The organism is Helicobacter bilis ATCC 51630, assembly GCF_000686565.1.
GTDB lineage: Bacteria > Campylobacterota > Campylobacteria > Campylobacterales > Helicobacteraceae > Helicobacter_A > Helicobacter_A bilis.
The window spans coordinates 24634-50850 of record NZ_JMKW01000015.1 but is presented as its reverse complement, the minus strand read 5'-3'; the positions used below and the strand labels follow the sequence as shown (position 1 = coordinate 50850).

20 protein-coding genes, 1 tRNA gene and 2 pseudogenes are annotated in these 26217 nt (G+C 34.7%); 3 read left to right on the top strand and 20 right to left on the bottom strand.

What is annotated here, in order from left to right; translation table 11 throughout:
* Nucleotides 1-10 precede the first annotated feature (10 nt).
* The 8 genes and pseudogenes from T368_RS16565 to ribH all read right to left on the bottom strand — a co-directional run bounded on the left by T368_RS16565 (nt 11) and on the right by ribH (nt 7917).
* Nucleotides 11-418, bottom strand: coding sequence for a hypothetical protein (locus T368_RS16565; RefSeq protein ID WP_004083975.1), 408 nt, complete (start codon nt 416-418; stop codon nt 11-13).
* Nucleotides 419-609: 191 nt separating this feature from the next.
* Complete coding sequence (locus T368_RS0104190) at nt 610-3249, bottom strand: PD-(D/E)XK nuclease family protein (RefSeq protein WP_004083976.1); 2640 nt, start codon at nt 3247-3249, stop codon at nt 610-612.
* A gap of 83 nt (nt 3250-3332) precedes the next feature.
* Nucleotides 3333-4340 (bottom strand): annotated as a pseudogene (gene radA / locus T368_RS17280) (DNA repair protein RadA); the annotation flags it as partial.
* 423 nt (nt 4341-4763) lie between these two features.
* Nucleotides 4764-5123 (bottom strand): annotated as a pseudogene (locus tag T368_RS17275) (DNA repair protein RadA); the annotation flags it as partial.
* 156 nt (nt 5124-5279) lie between these two features.
* Entirely contained in the window at nt 5280-5465 is a 186-nt protein-coding gene (locus tag T368_RS0104180; RefSeq protein ID WP_004083978.1) for a hypothetical protein, read from the bottom strand.
* 34 nt (nt 5466-5499) lie between these two features.
* On the bottom strand, nt 5500-6186 hold the full coding sequence (pyrF, locus tag T368_RS0104175) for an orotidine-5'-phosphate decarboxylase (RefSeq protein WP_004083979.1): 687 nt from the start codon (nt 6184-6186) through the stop codon (nt 5500-5502).
* A 1-nt stretch (nt 6187) separates the two neighbouring features.
* Nucleotides 6188-7450, bottom strand: a complete 1263-nt coding sequence (gene nusB / locus T368_RS14495; protein WP_004083980.1) for a transcription antitermination factor NusB — start codon at nt 7448-7450, stop codon at nt 6188-6190.
* A complete protein-coding gene (ribH, locus tag T368_RS0104165) occupies nt 7450-7917 on the bottom strand; it encodes a 6,7-dimethyl-8-ribityllumazine synthase (RefSeq protein WP_004083981.1) in 468 nt (155 codons plus the stop codon). Before ribH ends, nusB begins: the two co-directional genes overlap by 1 nt.
* 120 nt (nt 7918-8037) lie before the next feature.
* On the opposite strand from ribH, the gene mutY reads away from it, so the two are divergent.
* The gene (gene mutY / locus T368_RS0104160; protein ID WP_004083982.1) at nt 8038-9135 is read left to right on the top strand and encodes an A/G-specific adenine glycosylase; all 1098 of its coding nucleotides are present in this window, start codon (nt 8038-8040) and stop codon (nt 9133-9135) included.
* A gap of 92 nt (nt 9136-9227) precedes the next feature.
* On the opposite strand, the gene T368_RS0104155 is transcribed toward mutY, so the two are convergent.
* The 3 genes from T368_RS0104155 to T368_RS0104145 form a co-directional block, all read right to left on the bottom strand.
* Nucleotides 9228-10403 (bottom strand): sigma-54-dependent transcriptional regulator, encoded by a 1176-nt coding sequence (locus T368_RS0104155; protein WP_004083983.1) that lies wholly within the window; start codon nt 10401-10403, stop codon nt 9228-9230.
* 9 nt (nt 10404-10412) lie between these two features.
* Nucleotides 10413-11222: a hypothetical protein gene (locus T368_RS0104150; protein ID WP_004083984.1), complete on the bottom strand. Its 810-nt coding sequence runs from the start codon at nt 11220-11222 to the stop codon at nt 10413-10415.
* Between the two features lie 179 nt (nt 11223-11401).
* On the bottom strand, nt 11402-12421 hold the full coding sequence (locus tag T368_RS0104145; RefSeq protein ID WP_004083986.1) for an aspartate-semialdehyde dehydrogenase: 1020 nt from the start codon (nt 12419-12421) through the stop codon (nt 11402-11404).
* A 384-nt stretch (nt 12422-12805) separates the two neighbouring features.
* On the opposite strand from T368_RS0104145, the gene htpG reads away from it, so the two are divergent.
* Nucleotides 12806-14644 (top strand): molecular chaperone HtpG, encoded by a 1839-nt coding sequence (gene htpG, locus T368_RS0104140; protein WP_004083988.1) that lies wholly within the window; start codon nt 12806-12808, stop codon nt 14642-14644.
* Between the two features lie 217 nt (nt 14645-14861).
* Here the strand turns inward: htpG and T368_RS0104135 are convergent.
* From T368_RS0104135 to T368_RS15340, 7 genes are all read right to left on the bottom strand, one after another.
* Nucleotides 14862-14939: transfer RNA gene (locus T368_RS0104135), tRNA-Met, on the bottom strand.
* A 332-nt stretch (nt 14940-15271) separates the two neighbouring features.
* Entirely contained in the window at nt 15272-15991 is a 720-nt protein-coding gene (gene ung / locus T368_RS0104130; RefSeq protein ID WP_004083989.1) for a uracil-DNA glycosylase, read from the bottom strand.
* A gap of 2 nt (nt 15992-15993) precedes the next feature.
* The gene (locus T368_RS0104125) at nt 15994-16635 is read right to left on the bottom strand and encodes a hypothetical protein (protein ID WP_004083990.1); all 642 of its coding nucleotides are present in this window, start codon (nt 16633-16635) and stop codon (nt 15994-15996) included.
* A gap of 271 nt (nt 16636-16906) precedes the next feature.
* The gene (arsR, locus tag T368_RS0104120) at nt 16907-17587 is read right to left on the bottom strand and encodes an acid response regulator transcription factor ArsR (RefSeq protein WP_004083992.1); all 681 of its coding nucleotides are present in this window, start codon (nt 17585-17587) and stop codon (nt 16907-16909) included.
* 122 nt (nt 17588-17709) lie between these two features.
* Entirely contained in the window at nt 17710-18438 is a 729-nt protein-coding gene (locus T368_RS0104115; RefSeq protein ID WP_004083993.1) for a hypothetical protein, read from the bottom strand.
* A 255-nt stretch (nt 18439-18693) separates the two neighbouring features.
* Nucleotides 18694-19341: a hypothetical protein gene (locus tag T368_RS0104110; protein WP_004083994.1), complete on the bottom strand. Its 648-nt coding sequence runs from the start codon at nt 19339-19341 to the stop codon at nt 18694-18696.
* A gap of 42 nt (nt 19342-19383) precedes the next feature.
* Nucleotides 19384-19530 carry a hypothetical protein gene (locus tag T368_RS15340; protein ID WP_004083997.1) on the bottom strand — a complete coding sequence of 49 codons (147 nt, stop codon included), beginning with the start codon at nt 19528-19530 and terminating at the stop codon, nt 19384-19386.
* A 186-nt stretch (nt 19531-19716) separates the two neighbouring features.
* Between T368_RS15340 and T368_RS0104100 the strand changes: the two genes are divergently transcribed.
* The gene (locus T368_RS0104100) at nt 19717-21219 is read left to right on the top strand and encodes a hypothetical protein (RefSeq protein WP_004083999.1); all 1503 of its coding nucleotides are present in this window, start codon (nt 19717-19719) and stop codon (nt 21217-21219) included.
* A 476-nt stretch (nt 21220-21695) separates the two neighbouring features.
* Here T368_RS0104100 and yidC read toward each other — a convergent pair whose 3' ends face one another.
* Both yidC and T368_RS16555 read right to left on the bottom strand, forming a co-directional pair.
* Nucleotides 21696-24377, bottom strand: coding sequence for a membrane protein insertase YidC (gene yidC / locus T368_RS0104095; protein WP_004084000.1), 2682 nt, complete (start codon nt 24375-24377; stop codon nt 21696-21698).
* A complete protein-coding gene (locus T368_RS16555) occupies nt 24374-26050 on the bottom strand; it encodes a CDP-glycerol glycerophosphotransferase family protein (RefSeq protein ID WP_004084002.1) in 1677 nt (558 codons plus the stop codon). The genes yidC and T368_RS16555 overlap by 4 nt, the downstream gene beginning before the upstream one ends.
* Nucleotides 26051-26217 lie beyond the last annotated feature (167 nt).

Genomic DNA, 26217 nt, shown 5'->3' with positions numbered 1-26217 from the left:
CTATAACCCCCTATCTTCTCCCCCTTGCATCAAGCCCCTTTTTTACAGATCGTTCAAACTCCATAGCAAGTTCTGGGTGTTTTTCTTCAAATCTTTTTTGAGTCTCGATAATAATATCTTTTTGTGCGTTTTTGTGGAGAGATAGGGCAATGAGAATGTTTTTAATTTGTAGTTTGCTTAGTTCCAATTTATCATATTCGCTAAAAAGCTTATCTAGCACTTCTTGTAAATCGTCTAGTGAGCTAGAGCTAGAATCTAACACCATCATAACACTTTCAACACTAAATCCACCTGTTAAATCAATGTCAAACTCTCTTTCTTTTGGCTTATTCGATAGCACAAACTTAAAAAGTGCAAAGATAAATAACACAACAACAACAACAAAACTTCCAACAATAACAATCACATTTGTTTCCATATAAATCCCTTTGGCAAGTAACCCTTTGTTATAGAATTAAAGTTTGTATTCTAACATATTTTTTTACTGAATTCCAAAGTTAATTATTTTTTTATTTGCTAGAATTGCTTATTTTTGCATTTTTACACTTATGGAAAACATTGCTGATAAAAATAATACTCAATCTAGCAAAGTTTAGATTCCAAACCCCCCTATGCCCTATTACACAAAAGAGCGTATTGACAATCTTTGCATGTAGATAATTTCTCTGTCATTTCATTTGTTTCACCAAAAGTCTTAAGTATTTCTTGAATCTTTTGTATATTCTCATTCAATTTCTTTTCATCATTAAATACTAGAATCTTATTTATATCCTTTGCTCCAAGATGATAGTATGCTAATTTTGTATGTAAGCCATTATGTGGTTGCAAGAGTGGCATTTCATTCGCACACATCGCATAAAAAGGCATTTGTAAGTCAGAACTCTTAGGCAAGCTAGCCCCGCTTTTATAATCATATAGCACAATCTCATTACCCACCATATCTATCCTATCTATTGCCCCATTGAGTGTATAGTCTGTATCTTGAGTGGCATTTATGCGGAAGTTTTCTATGCGAAAAGTATATTCAAGTCCTAGAATCTTTATAGAATGCTTTTTTACCCTCTCTCTCTCATACTCAAAAAAGGCTCTCATATATGGGGTAAAGCTATCAAGTTTTACGAAAGTTTTCATATCTATTTCTATGCTTTCTTCTTGGTTGTTTTGTGTAAGTAAAGTATTTAGGGCATAAAATTTAGAAAAAAAGCTAGATTCTATTGCATTTATAGAATCTAGTGTTAATGTCTCTTCAATATAAGGTTTATAAGATTCACAAAGCCATTCATGTATAACGCTGCCAAAATACTGACTTTGCGTTCTCTCTTCTTTCAAACCCTCAACATAGCGGTAGTAGAATTTACGCTCACATTCATTATATACATTCAATGCGGTAGCACTTAAATTTTCTACTTTCCCAAATGGTTTATATTCATCTTCATAAAATGTTATATTAGCTTGTTTAGTCATATCATAGTAGCTATAAAGTGTGTCAATGGATTGGGCTGATTCTGTATTGCAGCCGATTTCAAATAGCATATTTGATTCTATCTGTTCTTCATTATTTACAAAGCTAATATGCGTTATTTCTGTGTTTTTCATAATATTGTAGTAGTGGTGCTTATAGAGATTTTCTTTATCTTTTCTTGTCGGCATACCATAGTGAGATCTAATCTTAGAGTTTAAAAACATATCATCATGTGTAACATTTGGGACAAAATTATCGCTAAAATCAAGTATTAGCACTTCTTTGAAATGCAGATTTCTTGCCTCTAGTGTGCCAATGACTTTTATCTTACCACCTGCTACATGATTGATTTTTAACCCTGCAATTTCACGCATAAACAAAGTAAAAAGATTCTCAAAATGCAATGTATTGACATTAAAAAAGTTTCTATTTGCGATATGATTAAAGGTTGAGAGTATTTGTGCTATTTGTGCTAATAGGGCTTCTTCATTTTCAAATAATAGCATTAGAATCTTTTCTAAATGCAGTATATTTGGATTGGAAATAATTGTAGAATCTTGCAAACATTGCTCTTTTAATTCATTAAGCTTTTGTGTATCATAGCTATCACTTTCTAAAAGCGGGGCTATATCAAATACTTTTGTCTGCATATAAGAATCATATAAGGATAATAATAGATTATAAGATTCTAAATAGGCGATATGTATCCCCATCGCAAAGTTAAAGATATGATTAGAATCTAGTGTTAATAAGTGATTGCAGAAACTCTCGCTAGGTAAAATTATTGCAAAGTCGTTTTCACTTGCCTTGTTTTGTAATATCTCTTCCTGCCATTTGTTGGCTAAGGCTAGGGCTAGGTTTGCTTGACTTAGTCTTTTTGTAGTTTTGTAGAGTTTAATATTTTGTCTTTTTAATCTTTTTGTGTCTTGTGTAAATAAATCTTTAGTCTGCAAATTATAAATATAGCTTTTAAAAGATTCTAATTCTTGCTTTAAAAACTGAAAATGCCCCATATTGTAGCTATCTGTCTTAAAGTAAAGAAAGACTGGGGTAATGCCACTCACACGCTCTAGAATCTCATATTGCAGTGGCGATATAAAGCCCTCTAACTCTATATGTATGCTTGAAAAACTCTGTATATATTCACTAAAAATATTATAGCTTTGTGTTGTGTCGCTGTATATAGAATCTGTGAGTTCATTTGCCTTTAATAATAAGTTATACTCCGCATAAATCTCTGCTAAAAGGCTTAATTGCTCGCTATATTCCTCATAGCTATCGATATTTGCAAACTCTTCTAAACTCTCTTTTGTTATTGCAATCTTGTGTTCTCTTAACTCATCATAAAATTGCAATAGCACAGAAGAAGTTTGTAAAAATAGCATAAAGCTTGTTTCAAAGTTTAAAAAGTCCTGTGTTTTTTTCTGTGTGTTTTTTGTTTTTTGCTTTACATTTTGCAGGGCTTGAAACATGAAAAAATCACGCACATTATTGGGTATCATAGCGTAATCACTAAAGGTTATTTTTGTGAAAAACTCATCTATACTTAGGGCATAAGGCAGAATTATAGAATCTTTATTATTAAATGTTTGATGAGATTTTGTATCAAATAGCATAAAGCAATTATTGAGTATTTCATTGGATTCTGTATTTAAATGCAGGTTAAAATCTAAACTGCTTTTCGCCTTAAAATGCAGGTAAAATTCCTTTTTATATCGTGTGCTACTTAATATAAATAAGGGTTGTTTTGTGGTAAAAAGATTCTGTAATTGCGTAACATTATCCATAGCATTCCTTCATTTTTGCGTGTAATTGTAGCATTAAAATATTTTGTTACGCCCGAATAAAATATACCAATACCTAAGAAAAATCACATCCACTCAATAATCTGTGCCACCTCTAATGCTTGAGTGCATTTTACCTGCCCCTTATAGCCTTTTGGGATATTTGGGACTATGGCATTTTTAAAGCCAAAGTTTGCCAACTCTTTCAATCGCAACTCAAGCCCACCCACCTCTCTAATATCACCAATCAAACTTACTTCGCCAATGAAAGCTGTGCTTGATCTTAATGGGCGATTTTTATAGCTTGATAAAATGCTTGCAATAAGGGCTAAATCCGCACTTGTTTCACTAATCTTAATCCCACCAGCAACATTCACAAAAACATCATGTTTATGCAAATGGATACCTAGCTTTTTCTCAAGCAAGGCTAGAATCATATTAAGCCGATTGCTATCAAAGCCATTTGTAAGGCGTTTTGGGACACCATATTCATTCTCACAAGTTAGGGCTTGAATCTCTACGACTATACATCTGCTTCCCTCCATAATCGCTACTGCTGCACTACCAGACATATCCTTTTTTGCGTTAAAAAACTTCTTTGTTGCTTCATTTGCACTCACTAAACCATGTGCTTTCATCTCAAAGATTCCAATCTCGCTTGTCGTGCCGAAACGATTTTTAAACCCTCGCAAAATCTTTAGCTCATTGCTTCTCTCTCCCTCAAAATACAGCACACAATCAACCATATGTTCTAGCACTCTAGGACCTGCAATCTGCCCATCTTTTGTAATATGCCCGATGATAAACATGGCGATATTAAAGCTTTTTGCAAGTCGCATAAGCTCGAATGTAATCTCTCGCACTTGTGAGACAGAGCCGGGTGCTGCTGTGAGATTAGGCGAATAAATCGTTTGTATAGAATCTATAATGCAAACTTCAAAGCCACCATTTAACAGATTTTCCTTAATCTCTAAGATATTAATCTCGCTTAATAGATAGAGATTATCACTCAAGCAATGACATCGTTTTGCACGATTATGTATTTGACTAAGGCTTTCTTCACCGCTTACATAAAGCACTTTTCTGCCGGTTTTTTGTGTGGTTTTGGAGTTTAGATTCTCTGTCTTTATGGGCTGGTGCGAAGCTTTTTGTGTTATTTGATTAGATTCTAGATTCTGTGTCAAATCTGGGTGGGTTGCAGGGTTTAGGGTGTAATTTTTAGAATCTAAATTTTGCATATTGTCATATTTGCAAGTATGGGCAAGAGCTTTGCTCGTGCGAGCCTTTGAAAAAGGCGAAATATCTTTGTTGGATTCTATGCTAGATATTTCGCTACGCTCAACATGACAAGGATTAGAATCTAGATTTTGTTGCTTCTCACTTTGAATTGTATTTGAAAAGCTATTATAAGAATTTGCTTGATTATCTAAACTTGTATCATTTGTATGAAAAGTAGCACTAGATTCTGTGTTTAAAGCCAGATTATTTGTGTAAGGATTAGAATCTATATTATAAGACTCGCCATTTGCCAATCCACCTGCCACCTTTAAAAGCAAAGTAGATTTACCAACACCCGGACTCCCACCGATGAGATAAAGCCCACCTCGCACTATCCCACCACCAAGCACAATATCAAGCTCACTTTGCGTGGAGCTAAACCTATCTAGCACTTCTTCTTGCACTTGCGTGATAGGCAGGGCTTTTGTGCTAGAGTGTGTAGTTTGTGTGTTATTGCTAGAATATGCGTAGCTTAACTCTTCACCCTTTAACTCGATAAGACTTTCCCATGCACTACAATTTGGACATTTACCAAGCCATTTGCTACTTTGCCAACCGCAATGCTGACATTCATAAAGTGTGCTTTTTTTAGCTTTCATTATATGCCTTTATTGATTGATAGATTCACTCATAGGTTCATTGATATTCTAGCACACAATAGACTTTGCTTTGCAGATTTTGCCTTGTAGGGCAAGAATCTCTTATTTGCCTAATCTATACTCAAGCAAACAAAAATTTTGCATTAATGCAAAACATTAGTATTCATTCTTTTTATACACAATATAGCCTAGCCATTGTTCTTCTTCTTGTGCTTGTGTATAAATCTTTGCTACCTTAAAATTTACAATCTCTTCGGGGAAAAAATCCACGCAAAATTCATTCATCTTTTTTTGTAACTCTTCTGTTGTTTTCGCGGTAAATATTTGCACTTGCGTAATCATTGCCATTCCTTATTTTAAAGTAGAATACTTATAGCTACATATCACTTAAAATCCGCTTAATCACGCTGAATTTATCATTTGCATTATAAATAGGTCGCCCAACAACTATAAAGTCACTTCCCATTTTTTTTGCTACACTCACACTTGCCACTCTTTTTTGATCGTCATTATTAGAATCTTCTAATCGTATGCCCGGCGTTACACAACATAGCGTATTTGATATGCTTTTTATGAGTGAGACTTCATCAATCGAGCATACAAGCCCATCAATCCCGCTTTCATACACGATATTTGCAAGGGATTTTACACCCTCTTTAATAGAAGTATTATATATCTCTCTAAAGCCAGATTCATCAAAACTTGTTAAAGCACTCACAGCTACAACACGCATATTTGAAGATTCTGTGCGTAAAAATTTAGCAATAGACTTCATCGCCTCTTTACCACAACTTGCATGGATAGTCATCATATCTACGCCGAGTTGATGACACTCATGGACGCAATCAAGCATGGTATTGGGTATATCATAAATCTTTAAATCTAAAAAGATTTTAAAACCTAAATCCTGCAACATACACACAAAATCCCTGCCATCACGCACAAAGCTACGCAGTCCAACTTTTAGCCATATCTCTTCGTTACTAAAATGCTTTTTAACTTCTTTTGCTAAAGCAAGATTTTCCTGCATACTTGGCATATCAAGGGCGATACATAACTTCATGCTAATCCTTTTTTGTGTTTTTCTTTTTGCTAGTTTTTGTTGTTTTGGAATCTTTTTCTTTATTGTTTTTAGAATCTAAATTAGTTTTAGAAACTCTTACTTTCTTAGTATCTAAACTAACTTTAGAAACCTTTGCTTTTTTAGAATCTTTAGTTTGCTTAGAATCTGATTTTTTTTGAAAATCTTTAGTTTGAATAGTTTTTTGTTTTGTTTTAGAATCTTTGTTGATTTTAGATTCTAATTTCATTGTAGATTCTAAATTGTTGTTAGAATTTTCTGCTTGTTTAGAGTCTTTTGTCGCATGTTTTGCTTTATTGTTTTTAGAATCTTTAGCTTGTTTAGAATCTTTTTTTTGCGAAGTTTGTTTTGCTGATTTTATAGCCTGTGTAGTTTTAGATTTTAAATTGTTTTTAGAATCGTTTGTTTTATTCTGTTTAGATTCTAACTTAAGCCTAGAATCTTTTAATGGTTTAGTATCTTTATGACCTCTAGATTCTAATTTACTTTTAGAATCTTTTATTCGCTTAGAATCTTTAGACTGACTAACATAACTAGCTTTCTTAGACATTCTCTCGTGCTTAGATTCTGTATCTACACCTTGTGCTTCTCTCTCTTTTTTACTCGCACTTATTTGGATTGATTTTACATGAGTCATATCTGTCTTTTTTGCTGGTATTTGTGCGGAATCTTGCTTTATTTCTTTTTGTATAGCTTGTTTAACCCTTTGTCTTTTTGTAGAATGTGTAGAATCTATTTTGTGTTTTATGGGCTTTTTAGATTCTATATGAGTTTGTTTTATAGAATCTTGTGTTAATTTTTCAGTATTTATTTGCTCTTGTTTTTGTATCAATTCATCTAGCGTTTTAGAATCTATCTTTGCCACAGAATCAAGTATGCCGTTCACCAATCTAAACGCATCTTGCACATTAAAAGACTTTGTAAGCTCAATGGCTTCATTGATAATCACTGCTTTTTGCGTATTTGTTTGTAGCAGCTCATACACACCAAGCTTTATGATATTTTTCTCAATCACGCCCAAACGACTTAAATCCCAACTTTTTAAGAATACATTAATAATATTTGCGATTTTTCTCTCTTCATTACAGATTCCATGCAGTAGATTAAGGGCAAATTCTTGCTGTTTATTGCGTATTTTTTGTGCGTTGAGAAAGGCTTCTGCTTGTTCTATCGCCTTATCATTGCCCAATTCTTTTGCGTATAGAATCTGAATGATAGCTTCTCTTGCTTGTTTTCTTGTCGCCATTAGTCAAGCTGCCTATATATATCGATGAGTTCAATAAGACTTGCCATCGCTTCAAAGCCCTTATTACCGACCTTTAAACCCGCACGATCTAGGGCTTGCTCTATGCTATCTGTTGTTAAAATGCCAAAACTAACCGCCCCACCATACTTTAGCGTTACATTTGCGATGCCCTTTGTAGATTCTGCTGCGACATAGTCAAAATGCGGCGTGCCACCACGGATAATCGCCCCAAGCACACACACCCCATCATAATCACCATTTTCAAGCACTTTTTCAAGCACAAAAGGTAACTCAAAGGCTCCGGGCACTCGTATCAAAGTAAAGTTATCTTCACTCCCACCATGTCGCAAATAGCAGTCCTTTGCCCCCTCAATCAATCTTTCAGTTACCATACTATTAAAGCGACTACATAAAACAGCAATCCGCTCATTGCCTTGCAATGCGATTTTACCTTCTAAAATCTTCATAATAAACCTTTCAATACGCAAAATAAAATCATAATTGTAGCAATAAAAAATAAAATAACTAGTAGTTTTACGCACAATCTGCTATTTTAAGAGAATAATATTTTTGCTATACTTCTCTTTATGAATGCAAATATTTTTCCTACACAAATCACACAAGATTCTATACACAAAGCAAAAAGCATTGCTAAACAATACCAGATTCAACTCTTAGAATGGTATGCGTTAAATGGTAGAAAATCTCTTCCTTGGCGAATCCTAAAAGGTGAAAATGCCCCTTATGGCGTGTATGTAAGTGAGATAATGTTGCAACAAACGCAAGTAAAAAGAGTGCAAGAACACTACTTTACCCCATTTTTAAACGCCTTTCCCACACTAGAATCCTTAGCAAAAGCCCCGCTAGATTCTATACTCAAGCAATGGGAGGGCTTAGGCTACTACTCCCGTGCAAGGAATATGCAAAAAGCGGCGATTATTTGCTGTGAAAAGCATAATGCTACTTTGCCTAATACACGCCAAGATTTGCTTACATTGCCCGGAATTGGTGCATATACTTCAGGGGCTATTTTATGCTTTGGTTTCAGGCAGAGTGTGAGTTTTGTAGATGGGAATATTAGACGAGTTTTGTGTAGAATCTTTGCATTACGCGAACCTAACCAAAAGCTTTTAGACGAGCTTGCATTTTTGCTTTTAGACATAAAACATAGCTTTGATTATAATCAAGCCTTGCTTGATTTAGGTGCGATGATTTGCACGCCAAAATCGCCTAATTGCCTTATCTGCCCCGTGCAAAATCTCTGCAATGGCAAGGTAAATCCAGCCATCTATCCCACACCAAAAACTTCTTCTTTAACCCCACTCACACTTCATCTTATCATTTATGCAGATTCTCAAGGCAGGATTGCTTTTGTGTATGAAAAAGGGGATAAAAAAGATAAAAAAGGCGGTTTATATCAAGGCTTATACAATCTCCCACAACTTAAGCTAGAAGCACTTGCAAATAAGCACAGATTCTACAAAAAGGGATTCTATAAATGCGGCAGTTTCAAGCACCACTACACAAAATACGCTATCACCGCAAATGTGTATAAACTAGATTCTAAACACTTAAATCTATTAACGCAATCCCTGCCACACACAAAGCTACATTTTTTCTCACAAAAAGAGCTAGAATCTAAACCGCTTTCATCACTCTGCAAAAAGGCATTAGGGTTTGTGTAGATTCTAAGCAATCAGCAACAAAAAAACAATATATTGTTTTAAACCTAACAACATAAAAGCTATTTTAGAATCCCATAAGAACACAATCATTCCTAGTTAAACAATCCCTTTTCTCGCTCATCAAGGTATAAATCATTTGCTTCGATAATATCGCCCTCGCTTAGAATACATGATCTCTCAACGACACTTAAAAGTTCTCGTATGTTACCCGGCCAAGTGTATGCTAACATTTTTTCTTGTGCGTCTTTGCTAAAAGTCTTTTGCTGAAAGCCATAATGCGTGCAAACCTCTTCTACATGGCTTAGGGCAAGTGGCAAAATCTCTTCTGTGCGTTCTTTTAGTGGTGGAATCTTAATAGGCACGGTTTGCAATCGAAAGAAAAGATCTTCTCTAAACTCTTGATTTGCGATTTTTTCTTGTATATTTGCGTTTGTAGCAGCGATGAATCTCACATCAATTTTTATGGGCTTTGCACTGCCTAATCGCATAATCTCTCTCTCTTGCAAGGCTCGTAGCAACTTTGCTTGTAATCCCATAGGCATTTCGCCGATTTCATCTAAAAATATGCTTCCACCTTGTGCAGATTCTAAAAGTCCTGGCTTTGGGGCTGTGGCATCTGTAAATGCACCTTTTTCATAGCCAAAGAGTTCAGATTCTAAAAGATTTTCTGGTATGGCAGCCATGTTTAATGCTAGAAATGGCGCGTCTTTACGCTTTGAGTTTTCATGGATAAAACGCGCAAAGACTTCTTTACCCACACCGCTTGCACCAAGTAGCAAGACACTTGCATCAGTTGGGGCGGCACGGAGGGCTAGTGTTTTTGCTTCTTCTAGCTTTTTTGAGCTTGATTTAAAAAGCTTTTCTTTGCTTAGAATCTTTTTTGTGCTTTGTGTTGTTTGCTTATGATTTTTATTAAATTCCACTAGCTTTTTTGTGCGATATATGGCTTCAAGTAATTCTTGTGGTTCAAATGGCTTTTGAAAAAAGTCTTTTACGCCAAGGCGGATAGATTCTATAGCTTTATTAAGCGTGGCATTGCCTGTGATTACGATGGCTTCATATCGCCCATTGAGCTTATTAAGAAACTCTAGCCCGTCCATTTGAGGCATATTAATGTCTGTAATGACTAGCTCAAAGCTATCATCAAGGGATTTTAGCGCATCTTTTGGGTTTTTAAAGCTTACGATATTTAGGTCTTTGTAATCTGAAAAAAAGAATTCAAGGCTTTTTCGCATATTAATATCATCTTCGACAATGGCTATTTTCATGACTTTCCTTTAATATTTTCTATTTGGCGGATTAAATACCTGCAAGGTTAAAATGCCACCATGAAAATCCACAAGCACATAGGAACGCACTTTTGTGAGTGTTTTGGTGCGAGATTCTAGATTTAGGGCGGTATTCATATCATCAAGGTGTGCTTGGTTTAGCATAAGGCATTCTAACACTTCCGCTTTGTATTCTTGTAGCAAATTATACAATAAATATTGTGTTTGTTTTCTCACACTTGCTTGCATTTCTGCTTTTGTGTAGTGATTGTAATGCGTGAGTGTGAGTGAATGCTCTTTTGTATTTATCTCGCAAGTTTTTGCAGGACTCTTTTGATTTAGCCTTAATGAATGCAGTGGCACAGAGATTTTATAGTCCTCGCCATATGGTATTTCATCAATGATTTTGAAAAAATATTGCATGATAAATTCATATTGTTCTGTTTCTGCAATGCTATCTTTATCTATGCCATATTCTGGCTTAATCTTTAGTGCACTATCTTTTTGTATCTCTTTTTGTGCTTCTCTTTGCTTGTAGTAGATAAGGTCTGTTTCTGCGGGATTGCCGCGATATTCCTTACGCATTAAGTCCATTTGGTCTTGCTGCATTTTGAGTAGGCTTGGGTCTTTTGGTAATTGTGTTTCTTTCAGGCTATCTGCTGGTAGTGAGTTGTATATAGAATCTTGTGTGTTTAATATTTCGGGACTAGATATATTTTGTGCGAGTGTTTTTGTGTCTGCGTAAAGTGGGATATAAAAGCAAAAAAAACAAATTATGATATAAGTATGTATAGAACATATCTTGCCACATGAACGCATGATGTTGCCTTATTACGTATATTAAGATTTATATATGAAGTTTTAATTATAGCAAAGCTTATGTATATTTGCTATCTCTTTGTGGATTAGGCAAAAAGAGATTGAGAGAGATTTATCTATTGTGTATAAAACACATTAAGCTTTGTGGTGAATGTTACATAGGTTATTAATAATATGCGTTATAGGGCAATCCACTTCTCAGCGATACGCACGGCATTTGTCGCCGCACCAACACGCACTTGGTCTGCTACGCAAAATAAATGTAAAATGCGTTTATCATAGTTATCTACCCTTATCCTGCCTACAAAGGTCTCATCGGTATCTGTGGCGATGAGTGGCATGGGGTATTCATTATCACTTGGGCTATCTATCACTACGACACTTTCAGCCTTTTTTAGAATCTCTCTTGCCTTGTCTGCATTCACTTCATCTTTAAAGCGAATGCTTAAAGTCTCGCTATGACTGCGTAAAATCGGCACTCGCACACAAGTCGCTGAAATCTCAAAGTTTGCGTGCATAATCTTTTGACTTTCATTTATCATTTTCATCTCTTCTTTTGTGAAGCCATTATCAAGGAATGTGTCAATATGGGGGATAAGATTTAGGGCGATTCGATGCTGAAAGGCTTTTGGGATAACAGAATCAAGTTCAAACGCAAAGAATTTCTGCATTTGCATGATGAGTTCTTCCATGCCTTTTTTACCCGCCCCACTTACCGCTTGATAGGTGCTAACATCTACTCTCTCAATGCCAAATGCCTTATGCAAGGGGGCTAATACATGCACCATTTGTATGGTAGAGCAATTTGGATTTGCAATAATTGTAGAATCTTTTTTAATGTCTTCTGGATTTACTTCAGGTACAACAAGCGGGATAGAATCTTGCATACGAAAAAAGCTTGTATTATCAATCACAATTGCCCCAGCTTTTACCGCACTCTTAGCAAATCTCTCGCTCACACTCCCACCAGCACTAAAAAAGGCAATCTCTATGCCTTCATCTTTAAATACTGAATCTGTTGTCTCTAAAACCTTTATTTTTTGATTTTTAAACTCTATGCTATCACCAGCACTACGCGCACTAGCAAGTGGGACTAGCCTTTTCACCGGGAAGTCTCTCTCATCTAAAATCCGTAACAATTCCTCACCAACTGCACCTGTAACGCCTACAATGCCTACTACAAATTCTTTTTTTGACATTTTTATCCTTTAATGTATTGCTGTGTTTTATGAATTTTATAATTATAACCATAAATAATGCAAATTGATTTTACTTTTATGCGACACAATTGGTGTAGCATGTTTATAAAAGTCATATCCTTATGCTTCAATTACACTTTTTACTTCAAAAATGCGGATTCTCTCCATTTATCCCTATGTTGTTTGTAGAGCTAGACATAATGTATGCTGATAAATCCTTTTAATCCCTGCCTTATAGAAACATAGCAGTATATTATAATTAATGACTAAAAAAACATTATATCAATATACTAATTAAAGTTAATAATATTGACTAAAGGTTGTATTTATTTATCAAACTTATGTTATAATTGCTAACTCAAAATATGAAATTAGGAGTTTAATATGGCAAAAAAAGCATTTCAAACAGAAATCAAGCAATTACTTGATTTAATGATACATTCTCTTTATTCTAATAAAGAAATATTCTTACGCGAACTTATCTCAAATGCAAGTGATGCCCTCGATAAGCTAAATCATCTCACACTAAGCGATGATGCGTATAAAAGCCTTGTGTTTAACCCAAGAATTACTATTAGCTTTGATAGTGAAAAAAAGATTCTAAAAATCGCTGATAATGGTATCGGTATGAATGAAGATGACCTAAACAATCATCTTGGCACGATAGCAAAAAGTGGCACAAAAAGCTTTTTAGAGAATCTAAGTGGCGATAAAAAGAAAGATTCTAATCTTATCGGGCAGTTTGGCGTGGGCTTTTACTCAAGCTTTATGGTGGCTGATAAAGTGGTTGTGAATACGAAAAAGGCACTCGACACAAAGGCATACACATGGATAAGTAGCGGTGATGGCGAATATGAGATTCTAGAATCAAGTAAGGAAGACTTTGGCACAGAAATTACACTTTATCTTAAAGATGATGCAAAAGAGTATTGCAACAAATGGAGTATTGAAGATGTGATTAAGCGATATTCAAATCATATTCAATTCCCTATATTTTTACAATACACAGAAGAGAAAAAAGAAGAGGGTAAAGAAGAGACTATTAAGGAAGAAAAAGAAGACCAAGTCAATAAAGCAAAAGCCCTTTGGACTATGTCAAAAAGCGAGTTAAAAAAAGAGGATTATGAAGACTTTTTTGGCACGCTTGCCTATGATAAGGAAAAGCCGATAAGCTACATACACACTCACGCAGAAGGGAAATTGCAGTATAAAAGCCTATTTTATATCCCTGCGACACCGCCATTTGATATGCAAAGAATGGATTATAAATCACATGTGAAGCTATATGTAAAACGCGTGTTTATAACCGATGATGATAAGGAATTGCTGCCTTCATATTTGCGGTTTATACATGGGATAATTGATAGCGATGACTTGCCATTAAATGTAAGTAGAGAGATATTGCAAGAAAATAGAATTTTAGAACAAATCAAAAGTGCATCAGTTAAAAAAGTATTAAGCATGATAGAATCTCTCACAAAAGATGAAGCAAAATATAAAGATTTTTACGCGAAATATGGCAAAGTGCTAAAAGAGGGGCTATATGGCGATTATGAAAATAAAGAGAAGCTATTGCAACTTGTGCGTGCGTATTCACTGAAAAAGGGCGAGTATATAAGCCTTAAAGCCTATAAAGAAGCAATGCTTGCAGAGCAAAAAGGTATATTCTATGCAATAGGCAAGGATTTAGAAACGCTGAAAAATAATCCTGTGTTAGAGAAATTTAAAGACTATGATGTGCTTTTATTTGCCGATGAGGTGGATAACTTTGTCATTCCTGCAATTGGCGAGTTTGATGGCACAAAGCTGCTTGATATTAATAGCAAAGAGGCAAGCGAGGGCATTAAAAGTGAGATTAGTGAAGAGCAAAAGAAAGCTTTTGAAACTCTTATAGAATCTTTTAAAGGGCTAGATGGTGTAAATGAAGTAAATCTTAGCGATAGTCTCACCTCACCTTTAGCACTCACTGATGAAGGTATGCAAAATAGCTATATGGAGCAAATCATGCGGCAAATGGGGCAGGAAATGCCAGAACCAAAAAAGAATGTAGAGATTAACATAAACCATGAATTGATACAAAAGATTAAAGATATGCCTAAGGATTTACGCGATAAATACTGCCTTATACTCTTTAATGGTGCAAAAATACTTGAGGGGCAAAGCCTAAAAGATTCTAAAAGCTATGTTGATAGCGTGCATGAAATGCTGTTAAAGAGTATTTAGTGTTGTAATTATTGGAGGGGATATTATTTTAATGTGTGTTTGGAATCTAGTAAGATTTTACACACAATCTTATAACCTTATGTAATTTTTGCATTGGCGAAATAATCTATCTATTGATAATATTTATCCATTAAGACTTTACAAAAAACTTACTGCTGAAATAAAACTGAAATGATTTTATAACTAGTAAAAATTAATAAGAGATTATGCAGATACATGGTGTCAAGGGGGGGACTTGAACCCCCGACCTCCGGCTTATGAGACCAGCGCTCTAAACCAGCTGAGCTACCCTGACATTTAGAGAAAGCGTATTATAGCACAATAATATATACAAAGTCAAGTCTCTTGGCTTTGAAGCATTTATGAGATTTATATATTTTGATTGTATTTTCTCATACAAGGAATTAATGTGGTATTTTGGGTGGGACTATAACATATTTTAAGTTTTTGCACAATGCTGCATAAATTGCTAAAACATGCAACATAGAAGTAAGTAAGAACAATATATAAAATTAATTTATGCAATGTTTTTAACAAAATACTAAGGGATTTATCTATGCGTGTATATGCCATATGATTCATGAAACTATTTTTAGCTTTTTTATAGATATATAGGATTTTAAAACCCTACACAATACGCCAATCCATAGGCATTTTACCCATATCTTGCAGAGCTTTATTTGCCTGCAAGAATACACCGCTGCCTACAAAACCCCTAGCAAGTGGGCTAGGATGTGGGGCTGTGATGATTGCGTGTTTTGTGCTATCGATTAGAGAGATTTTCTTTTTAGCAAAATTCCCCCATAGCATAAATACAATACCGCTAAAATGCGTTGAGAGAGCATAAATTACAGAATCTGTGAAAGTTTCCCAGCCAAAATGCTTATGCGAACCTGCCGTGCCTTTTTGCACACTAAGGATAGCATTAAGCAATAGCACACCTTTTGTAGCCCATTGTGTTAAATCACCATGATTTGGCATACAAATCCCTAGACTATTTTCAAGCTCTTTGTAAATATTTTTTAAGCTAGGTGGTATTGGCACGACTTTTGGCACACTAAAGCTTAAGCCCATAGCCTGCGGTATTTCTCCATCTTGTGTAAAAATGCTACCATGATAGGGGTCCTGCCCTAAGATTACAATGCGAACAGATTCTGGTGGCGTGAGATTAAATGCGTTGAAAATCAGCTCATTTGGTGGAAATATCGCATTTTGCGGAAATACCGCATTTTTGTGCGTTTGTAAGGCTTGTTTATAATGCTTTATGATTTCTAAAAAATAGGGTTTGCTAAACTCATCTTTAAGTAGATTAACCCATTGTGGTGAAAGTGTTTTGGGTATCAACATGATTAATGATCAGAACTCAAAGAGCCATTATAGATATATTGCACAGGTTTGCGAAACTCCATTCTCGATATAGTATCGTTAATCAAGTTTGTAAAGACATGTAAATCTGTGTATTGTCCGCTATCAACGGCTGCATTCCCTGCTACATATAAAACCCTAGTCTTTTTATACACATCATACCAATCAAATGCTACGCGATAGGCATCACGCACAACTCGCTTTGTGTTTTTCTTTGTAGATTCTCCATTCTTTGTGTCAATACTACATGAAGGGACACCATTTATCACATTACAAACACCCGTTGCATTAAATGTATATTGATAGTTGCTCGCTGGATCTAACTGCTCCTTAGCAACGCGAATGTAGATCACATTTCTAGCATAGGAAGTATCAATCTGCCCTTGCATATAGATATTATTGAATCCCCTTTTTTTAAAGGCTAGTAGTGCTTGTCCTGCATAGTATTTTGATGAAAGATCCCACGGGTCTGATACGATAATTGTCGGTGCATTTGTATCAAAATCATAGGTTGGCAACACGGTGGAATAATACTCTGCTTTATAGTTACCTTGAGAACAAGCTGCAAATATAAACGCAAGAAAAAGCAGTGATACAAATCTTATTGAAATAAAAAATCTTAACATCAAAATCCCTTAGATACAAAATCCTTATAGAATCTAAAATCATAAAAGCAAAAAAGATTCCAAGCAACCATAGAGAGTATGATAGCACAATAAAGCAAGTTTTATTCTTTGGTTATGAATCTTATCCACTCTAAAGTTCTTGTCATATTGAGATAATCCCTCTCACTTACCTTAAAAATGTCTATTTAAACCCACACTTTCAACATACATGGAAATATGCAAACTATCACACAACAAACATGCACATATTACATACTATACATTATAATCTTTATGCTTCTAACTTATAGCCGACACCACGCACAGAAATGATATATTGCGGATTTTTAGGATTCTCTTCTATCTTTGATCGTAATCTGCCGATAATAACATCAATGCTTTTATTTGAGCTTTCTGGATTAATAGACTCAGATTCAATAGCGATTGCTTCTCTACTGAAAACATGCCCTTTTTTACTGATAAGCAAGGTTAGAATCTCATATTCAGCCCTTGTTAAATCAAGCTTTTTATCTTTGAAAAACACTTCCCTTGTGTCCTTATCAATGGAGAATATCACAGATTTATCTGCTATCTTTTCTTCTGCCATTTTTTGTGAATAGCGACGGAGTAGGGACTGAATGCGCGCTACAAGCTCTTTTGGATCATAAGGCTTTGGGATGTAGTCATCTGCGCCGCTATCAAGGGCTTTTACCTTATCATTTACATCACTTCTTGCTGATGATATGATTATAGGAATGTTTTTTTGCTTTGCGACTTTTTTGCACACTTCGAGTCCATCAAGATTTGGCAAAGTAAGATCAAGTAATAAAAGATCAAAATGCCTTGTTGCAAGTGCTGACATGCCCGTATATGGCTCATCATAGTTTGTTACATGAATGTCATGTTGCTTCAGATAATCACTCAATACTTCGGCTAATTCAACATCGTCTTCAATCATTAAAATTTCTAACATTATACACCCCTGCTATTACTAGGTTTAAACGGCTTGTATTGTATAGTATATTTCATAAAAACCGCCTTAATTCCACAGAAACAGAATCTAGCATACTACGCTATTTAGGCATTAGCCTTCAATTATTTTGTCGTCCTTATGATATATGGCACACTCTGCACACCTGCAGCAAGGCTCTCTTCTGAAATGCGTGTCATAAGATCATTGTTACCAACCTTTGGTGCATAATCAGCACGAAATACCTTTTTTAATAACGCAATCTTTTGGTCTCTATTCTTAGCACTTTGCAATTCCTGATAATATCCAGCGGTTCTATTCTGTGCTTTTTGTCCTAATATACCCACCATTAACACTTCAAGATTTGCATCTTTTAAATAGTCATCAAGGTGTGCTATTTCTTGCAAGCAATAAGGGCAAGTGGTATCTAAAACCATATATATGGTGTTTTTTGATGGCTTTGTAGATTCTATCTTTAATACTGAATTTGAATGTTTTTTAAATAAAGCTAATATTTTAGAATCTTTCATATCCTTATTATATTTATTCACCCCATCAATGCTAACACGCAAAGCACTACCACTATTACTTGTCGCAATGCCCTCTGCTAAAGGGATAATGTAGCTACCATCTTTACTTACAAGTAGTGCCATTCTCTCTTTATTTGGAGATTCTAAAATGATAACTGAAGCATCTTTTAATGGCTCTTGTGTCTTGGAGATAACCTTAAAATCTAGCTTTGTATTTTCTTTTAAAAACTTCTGGACCACCTTGCTAGAATCTTGTGCCATCATGCTATGAGAAGTGAGACTTAATCCAAGCAGACTTAGTGAGATAAAATAAGATATCTTCATAATATTCCTTTTTTGTAATTTGCAATGCGTAATTGTATAACGCTTTTGTTAATTATCTAAAAAGTTTATATTGCTTTGAGATTATTTCATTTACTTGTTGTAGTTAATGTTTTATATTATTTACTCGGTTTCTAACTCTTTTTTGTTTTATATATAAGCCTTATTGGCTCAATCTTACAACCATATCAAACTAGCCCTACCGCATTAATCATTTACCCATTACAAAAATTGTTTTACCACATATCCCAACTATAGCTAAAGCACATTGCATGTAAATTTTACATTCATGCTAAGTTTTAATGGAACAACAAAAGATTCCATAAGACTTTTTATATCGATTTTAGAATCCACATTGCCTTGACTTGTAAAATCATTTGCATTATAACCTAGTATTTTTCTATCCACCGCATACATTGGATTGTCATAGAGTGAAATGTTTAGAAATGACATATTTGCAATATTGCATTTTGCATTGAGATTTTTGCTGTATTCATCTTTTAGCATATTTGCTTGTTTTATGATTTGCTCTCTTAGTGCAACTTTCTGTGTCTCTTGGAGTGAATCCGACAAAACAAATTTAAACGCATGATTTCTAAAATCTAGCCATTCATCTTGATATACAACCTTTTTTATTTGCGATACAAACTCTTCATATTGCTTATAAGTTTCTTCTTTCATTTTGCATTTTATGTTTAAGGCAATGCTATATCCAGCTTTCATTTCATTCTTGTAGTCATAGGTTTCAGTTGGTCCAAAAGTATAAGGGCTATATTTACAAATATCCTTGTTTGCTTGGGCTAGAGTGATGAGTGAATCTAGCTTTTTTGTGATATGCTCTCTTTGTGATTCTGTAAGTGTGGGGGTATTTTTTAGAATCTTGCTTTCTACTATGCTAAGCTCCATTTGCAATAAATCTGACTTAATGTCTTTTGAAGTCTCAATGGATTATGAGATTTCTATGTGATTATTTTGTGTTGCCTCTACCACATTTTTATGTGTAAATTTCTGCACCACAAAAATATCAAAGGCAATACCACCTGCAAATAAACACAGCACAATGCACGCAACGCTGATAAATTTAACCCAACGCATATCATTCCTTTCTATACAAAATACCTTAATTATAAAAGCTATATTTCAAGTTTTAGTTATTTGCATTATTTAGATTCTAAAACGAATATAAAAATGAGATTTGATACACATTTTACATAGACGAACTTTTGCTTTTACAAAGGGTTTTTACAATACCGCCAACATTTCAACGATTAGGAGATCATGATGAAGAAAGTTTTTTCAGTAGTGCTTGCAGGAGCATTATTCCAAGTGGCGTTTGCAGAGACACAAACACAAAATAATGAACAAGTAGCACAAGATTCTGCCCCACAAGAAGTAGCAGTAGCACCTGCAAAAAAAGAGAATAAACTAAAAGATTTAGTAACAAATGCAAAAGTTAGTGGTTTTGGCTTTGCAAGATTCTTTACTATTAATGGATTTGATAATATTGGACAAAATGGGCAAAGTCAGCAATATAGAATCAAACTTGATGTAACAAGTGGTAAGATATATGGCTTTAGTGCGACTGCTGGTCTTTTCTTCTCTCAAGGGTCAAGCACACCAGATGTAGGAAGCAACACAAATGGTGCTGTGCAAGGTGGTCGTGGGACTGCATTTACAAATAACTTTTCAGATAGATTCAATATCTCACAAATATTTGCAAGTAAAGAATTTGATATAGGTTCTTTTAGCACAAAGATTGATGCAGGAAAGATTAATATCTCTTCACCACTGAGTGATAATAAAGTGGATTTAGGCACAGGCTTTGTGGCTAATGCAAAGCAAAAAATAGATGGTGGTAGCATCAAATATCACGCTTCATTCTATGATAGCTGGAGTGGCGATCATGTAGGATATAATATCCGCACAAGAATGGCAAGCGATAAACACATGGACGCAGCGGGTGTTGGCATAGGTAATAATCTCACATTGCTTGGTATGGGTGGTAATGTGATGAATAAGGCTTTAGATTTTAATGCCTATGTGGGAAATATCTATGGCTTTATGGACTTTTTGCTTTATGGTGAGGCAAAGTATGGCATGAAGCTGGGTGATTCTATGAATCTTTCAATCCTTGCACAAACAAGCATGGCGGCATTAAATGGTAAGCCCCATCTTTATCTTGGACTAAATGGAAAAAGCATAGAAAGAGTATTTGATACGGAATTGGCAAATGCAGCAAAATTTCGCGGACTTTATAACATTCAAGCAAAACTTGCTATTGATAAATTCTCTCTAAAAGCTGGATATCTAGGAAGCTTTGGCGATGGCTATGGCACACTTTTAGACTATAAAGGTGGCATTGATACCGCAGGAAAAATATGGAATGGCAATCTTACAGCAACCTATGAGGGCTTAGGTATGCTAGGGTCTGGTAGCTTTAAAAACTCAAGTATCAATGTCGCCTATATAGCAGCTGAATATGGCTTTAAGATTCCATTAAAAGTGGGACTTGATGTAGCGTATGTGTTTGGTAATACTTATATGCCAGAACTTAAAGTATCGCCAAATAATTCTGGAAATGCAATGAATAATTATTTTGGTTCAAATACAAGTGGCAACAAGGTAGCTAAACAGGAATTTATTAAAAATGCAAGTTTTGTAGAGATTACACCACATATTACCTATAAGTTTTTTGATAAGCTAGAGCTTTCTTTCCTAGCAGCAACATTGGCAGGCGATATAGACTTCTTTAAGACTAGAACAGAATTGAAATATACTTTCTAGACATTTTCTCCTTTTTCATATACTCTTTTTTGTGCAACACTTAGTGTGTTGTGTGATGTTTCATATTGCTGGATAATAAGTTTTATGAATAATTCATTTTTTTACTTTTTTTGTGGCTTGTATATTGTTTTACAGATATTGTTAGCTTATAGTGGTTTTAGCTGTCAAAACCTAAGATTGCATGAGACAGCTGGAGAATTTGCTGTTTATTAAGTCGATGTGTTTAAGCTTAATGGCTTTTAAGTGTCGTTAAAATCTTACAGGGGTAGCTATATTTGCGTGAAAATAAAAATGTAGATTCTGACAACCATAATGCGTAAAATCGAATTGATACAATTACTTCAAAAATCTTGTCGGGACAAAATATTGAAAATAGTAACTTTTGTAAGCCTCCATCTTTTCTCCCATATGCTTTTGCAATTTTGTGATTTGTGTAATACTTTTTTGCCTTAAGAATACTTAAGCCCCCACTTCTTTTATTTATTTAATTCCGCTTCTTGCACTTGCCATGCCTTTTCATCGTAAATATCGCTACCATCAAATATATAAAGCTTTGAGGCTTTAAAGCTGTTTTTATTTTGACTCTCAAGATTCCAGCCACCCCCCATAATCATCAACTGAAGTCTTCTTTTGTGTGGAATGGAATCAAGTGTAATTGAGTCTATATTGGGGCAGCCCTCTTTCAGATTCTTGCAAAATAATGCAGGGATATCATAGTTTGTAATGATTCTAGAATCTTGCTTCATTTCACCTTTAGAATGTAATGGCTTGTAAAATAGCGGAATGTGGAAGTTCGTCTGTGCGGGGAGAAACTTACTTTGTGCGCCATGATCTGCCGTGATAAAAATCTCTGTATTATCATATACGCCCAACTCCTGCAGTCTCTCTAGTATTTGGGCTACCCATTGCCACGCACACTTTTCACTATTGTAATGCCCTTCCGATACGCCATAAACATTATCTTGTGGTGAGGCGATTTCCCTTGGATTAATCATGCAGGCAGAATCTAATCCATAAGGATTATGCGTAATACTATTGTGAATAAACTTAAATGTAGGTTTTGTTGCTTCTATTGTTGTTTCCTTTGCCAACACATTAAGTTCAGCCACACCTCTTAGCGAACTCATACTCACTACCCCCTGCTTACTAAAGAGCCAAACCCCACGACGATATATACCTTTTCTAATGACATAAGTTGCACTTCTAAATAAACCATAAGAAATCAATTGTCGCACAGGCATTTCATCAGTTTTTACTCCACCTAAATATTTTTCGACATATATGTTTTGCAAATCAGTTGTATCAAAAACATTGGTGTTTGTATTTTTTAACAACGGATATAAATGCACCTCATCTGTTGGGAAATCAAGTGTGCTAGACACCGCATAACCAGCATTTTCAAAAGTATTTAAGGTGCTAGCATAACCCCTTGCAATCTCATTTGCTAGACCATCGTTAATATTTCTTGCATTAATATTTAAGGCGGTATAATATTTTCCGGCAATAATACTTGTTAATGTTGGTAGTGTTAGCCCAGATGTACTCAACGCATTTGTAAAGTCAATAAAGCCTTTGAAAGAAGTTTTTAAGTTTTCATTTTCTTTAAACAAATCATGAACAACATACCCATCGGATCTATCTAATATTAACACTAAAATATTGTTATGTTCTTTTGCAAAATCAAGTATTTGTGTTTTTTTCGTTGCCTTATCTGTCACTAAATTCTGCGCTTTATCTCGTTCTGCAGTATAATTCACAGCCATTGCTAAAGAAAATGTTGCATTCACTATTACTATAGCTAAAAATATTTTACATGCTTGAATAATGTATTTTGTCACTTTAAAGATTAATAGCAACAAGGCTACAACAAAACATGAGGCAATCATTATTCCATCAATAATCTCATGTTTGCTGTCTATTCCAATACTTTTTTCAAAGAAAAAATGACTCATAACGCCATAATCACCACGCAAAACAAAGCCATAACTCACGCCTAATAACATAAGAGCTAAAAATATCCACGCTATGAGCCATAAAATAAAGATAAAGATTCTGCTATTGTGATTTACAAAGCTTATGATGTAGATAAGCATAAATGAAGTAAGTATAAAAAACCCAAACAATGCTGCTAAAGTTGGTGGTATTGTCTCTAGTGCAAAGGCGTTTAAATCCGTTACATACAGGGCATAGGGGCTAGATACGCATATCATAAAGCTTAGGCTGATAATTATATATTGAATGAGTTTGTAGAGATTTTGATTTGGTGTTTGTGTAATTTTAGAATCTGTTGTAGAATCCGCAATTCTAGTATCTTGGTTAAGATTTGAAACATTAGAAACTTGGCATTCTACGCCAACCCTATCCGCACTTTCACACATTCTAGTAATTGCAGTATTGCTTTGTGAGTTTTGTGTGGATTTGGGGGCAGGAGTTACCTTAGTGGTAATGACTGCCTCCAAAGACACACAATCTTGCGAATGATTACTCAAAGATGAATGTTTTTTGTGTTTAAATATCTCTTTAAACAACGCAAACGCCATATTACAAGTCCAATATAATACTAACGCACTTGGCATATTATAAAGCAATACTAGGAATAATAGGGCAATCAAACTCCCTTGCACTCTCGCACCTAACTCTTTTGAGCTATAAAAGACATTAATTAAAGTAAAAGCTGTCATCAGTAAAGGCAGTATGTGAATACTTAAGCCAAATAACATAATAGAATCTGGTTTGCTTAAATCATCTATCCATAGAAAGCGGACACTTTGTAGATATTCAGCTTTGTTAATAATCTCATACATTGCAAAAAAGAATGGGATCTGCAGGGCTAATCCACCGAGACTACGCAGAGCATAAATAGGGTGATAATTATGCTGTCTGTATAGCGTTTGTGTAAAAGCATAAAGTTTTGCCCTCTTATATACGCTTTTCCACGATTTAACCCTTTTATCTAGTTTTTCTTTTAAATCTGCTTCTTGCTGTGCCTTTTTATCAGTATAGAGAAAGATTTTAAGCAAAAAGAGATTGACTACAAGGCTTAATAAAATAATGCTTGTGCCATAGCTTGGTATTATCTTAAGTATATTGTGTAATACAACTTCAAGGACTTGCTCTAAAGGAAATATGAAGATATAGTAGAGAAGTTCAGTAATCATATATTATCCTTTGCAATGTCTTTTTTAGAATCTAGATTCTGTATAGAATCTTTTTTATCCTGCAAAATAATATGAGAATCTTCACACATACCATTTGCTGCATTCCCTAATACTTTATTGATAGCATTTATCTCATTATGTAGCTCTAGTTTATCTTGCAATCTAGATTCTAGAATCTCTTTTTCTATTCTTAAAATCTCTTGTGCGGTTTTGATGCCACCCACACCTTGATACTCCCAAAGAAGTGCTTTCATCGCTCTAATATTTTCTTTTAACTTGTCATAGCCCTTTTTATCCTGCAGTAAAGATTCTATAACGCTTGGCAATCTATCAAACTCACTCGGTTCAATGCTTTTGCCTATCTTAGTTAGGGCATCTTTCACCCAAGGGGTATCATAAATGTCTTCTAAGTCATAGCCTATAATATTAAAATCAAATGTAGGTGTTAGCACAGGCTTTTCAAACAAACATACAAAGTCAAATATCACACCAGAGAAATCCCCTATCATCATATCTGCACGATGTAAGGCATAGATATTATCCCTATTATTATCCCATACGATATTGCTGCAATCTTTGGTTTGGGCTTGCAATGAATCTAGCAGTTCCTTTTCGGAATTATAGCTTTGTGGGTGGGGACGGATAATAAGATTAAAATTAGAATCTATAAAAGGTTGAATAAGCTTCATACCATACTTGCTAAGCAAAGCCTCTCTCCCCCAAGATGGTGCTAAAAGTATAGTAGTCTTTGTATCTGTCTTTGGAAAAAAGTGTATCTTTTTCTCATCATCTAGCCCTTTATAGTCTTGTAACTTTTCTTGTAAAATATCAAGATAAGTGCAGCCAGTGATAACAACTTCTTTTGTTTTGAGATTCCTTACCCTTTCTACTTTGTGGATAAAATCTGTATGTATGATTGAATTTGTAAAAACACTATCAAAGTAATCAAGGGCAAATACCTCATAAATATCTACGTGCGGGAGTGAGTGGATAATATGGCTATAATGCTTCACGCCTTTGCTTCGCTTGATTTGGAGTATATCAAGCTGTGGTGTGCTCATCATTACAATATCAGCCCTAAGGCTATTAAGACGAGAGATAGCTTTAGGACTATCGCTGCTACCGATGTATTCAAATTGTGCGTTGGGGTTGTGGTTTTGCGTTGTGTGTTTGTTTGTGTTATTAGATTCTAGGTTTTTATCATATTGGGTGCGTAAGTGCGAAATATCTTTTTTAGTTTCTATGTTAGATACTTCGCCCAAAGGCTCAGTATGACAAGTGGTTGTAGATTCTAGCTTCTGTATAGAATCTTTTTTAGAATCTAAATCTTTTGTATATAGTTCAAAATCCTCTTTTGATGAAGTAAGATAAGTGTAAGGATAAGAGATAGAATCTAGATAAGTTAATATAGGCTTAAAAACATTGTGATATTGCTTGCCCTCACTATAAAAGACAAGTTTATGATTTTCTTGCTTACCTTTCTTAAGCTTTACTCCCCCGCCAGATGTCAAAGAAATAACTTTATAAAAAATACTTTTGAAGAAAAAGATAGCTGAAGCAAAAAGAGCAATGGCAGATGAAAGCAATAAAGAGCCAGTGCCCGGATCAAGATAGGCAAATGCTATGCTAGGTGATAGGCATAGCAGAATAAATAGTGAGAGAATGGGTTTCATGTAAATCCTTGAATATTATTTTAAGCTAGCATTTAGTATTTGATAATTAAAATTTGACAAAAACAAAAATAAGTCGAGATTATAACATATATTATAGTTTTTTATGCTTTATGAGTTCATATAGAAAGCCTTGCAGCAATAAATTATCTCATCAAAACAAAGCTTAC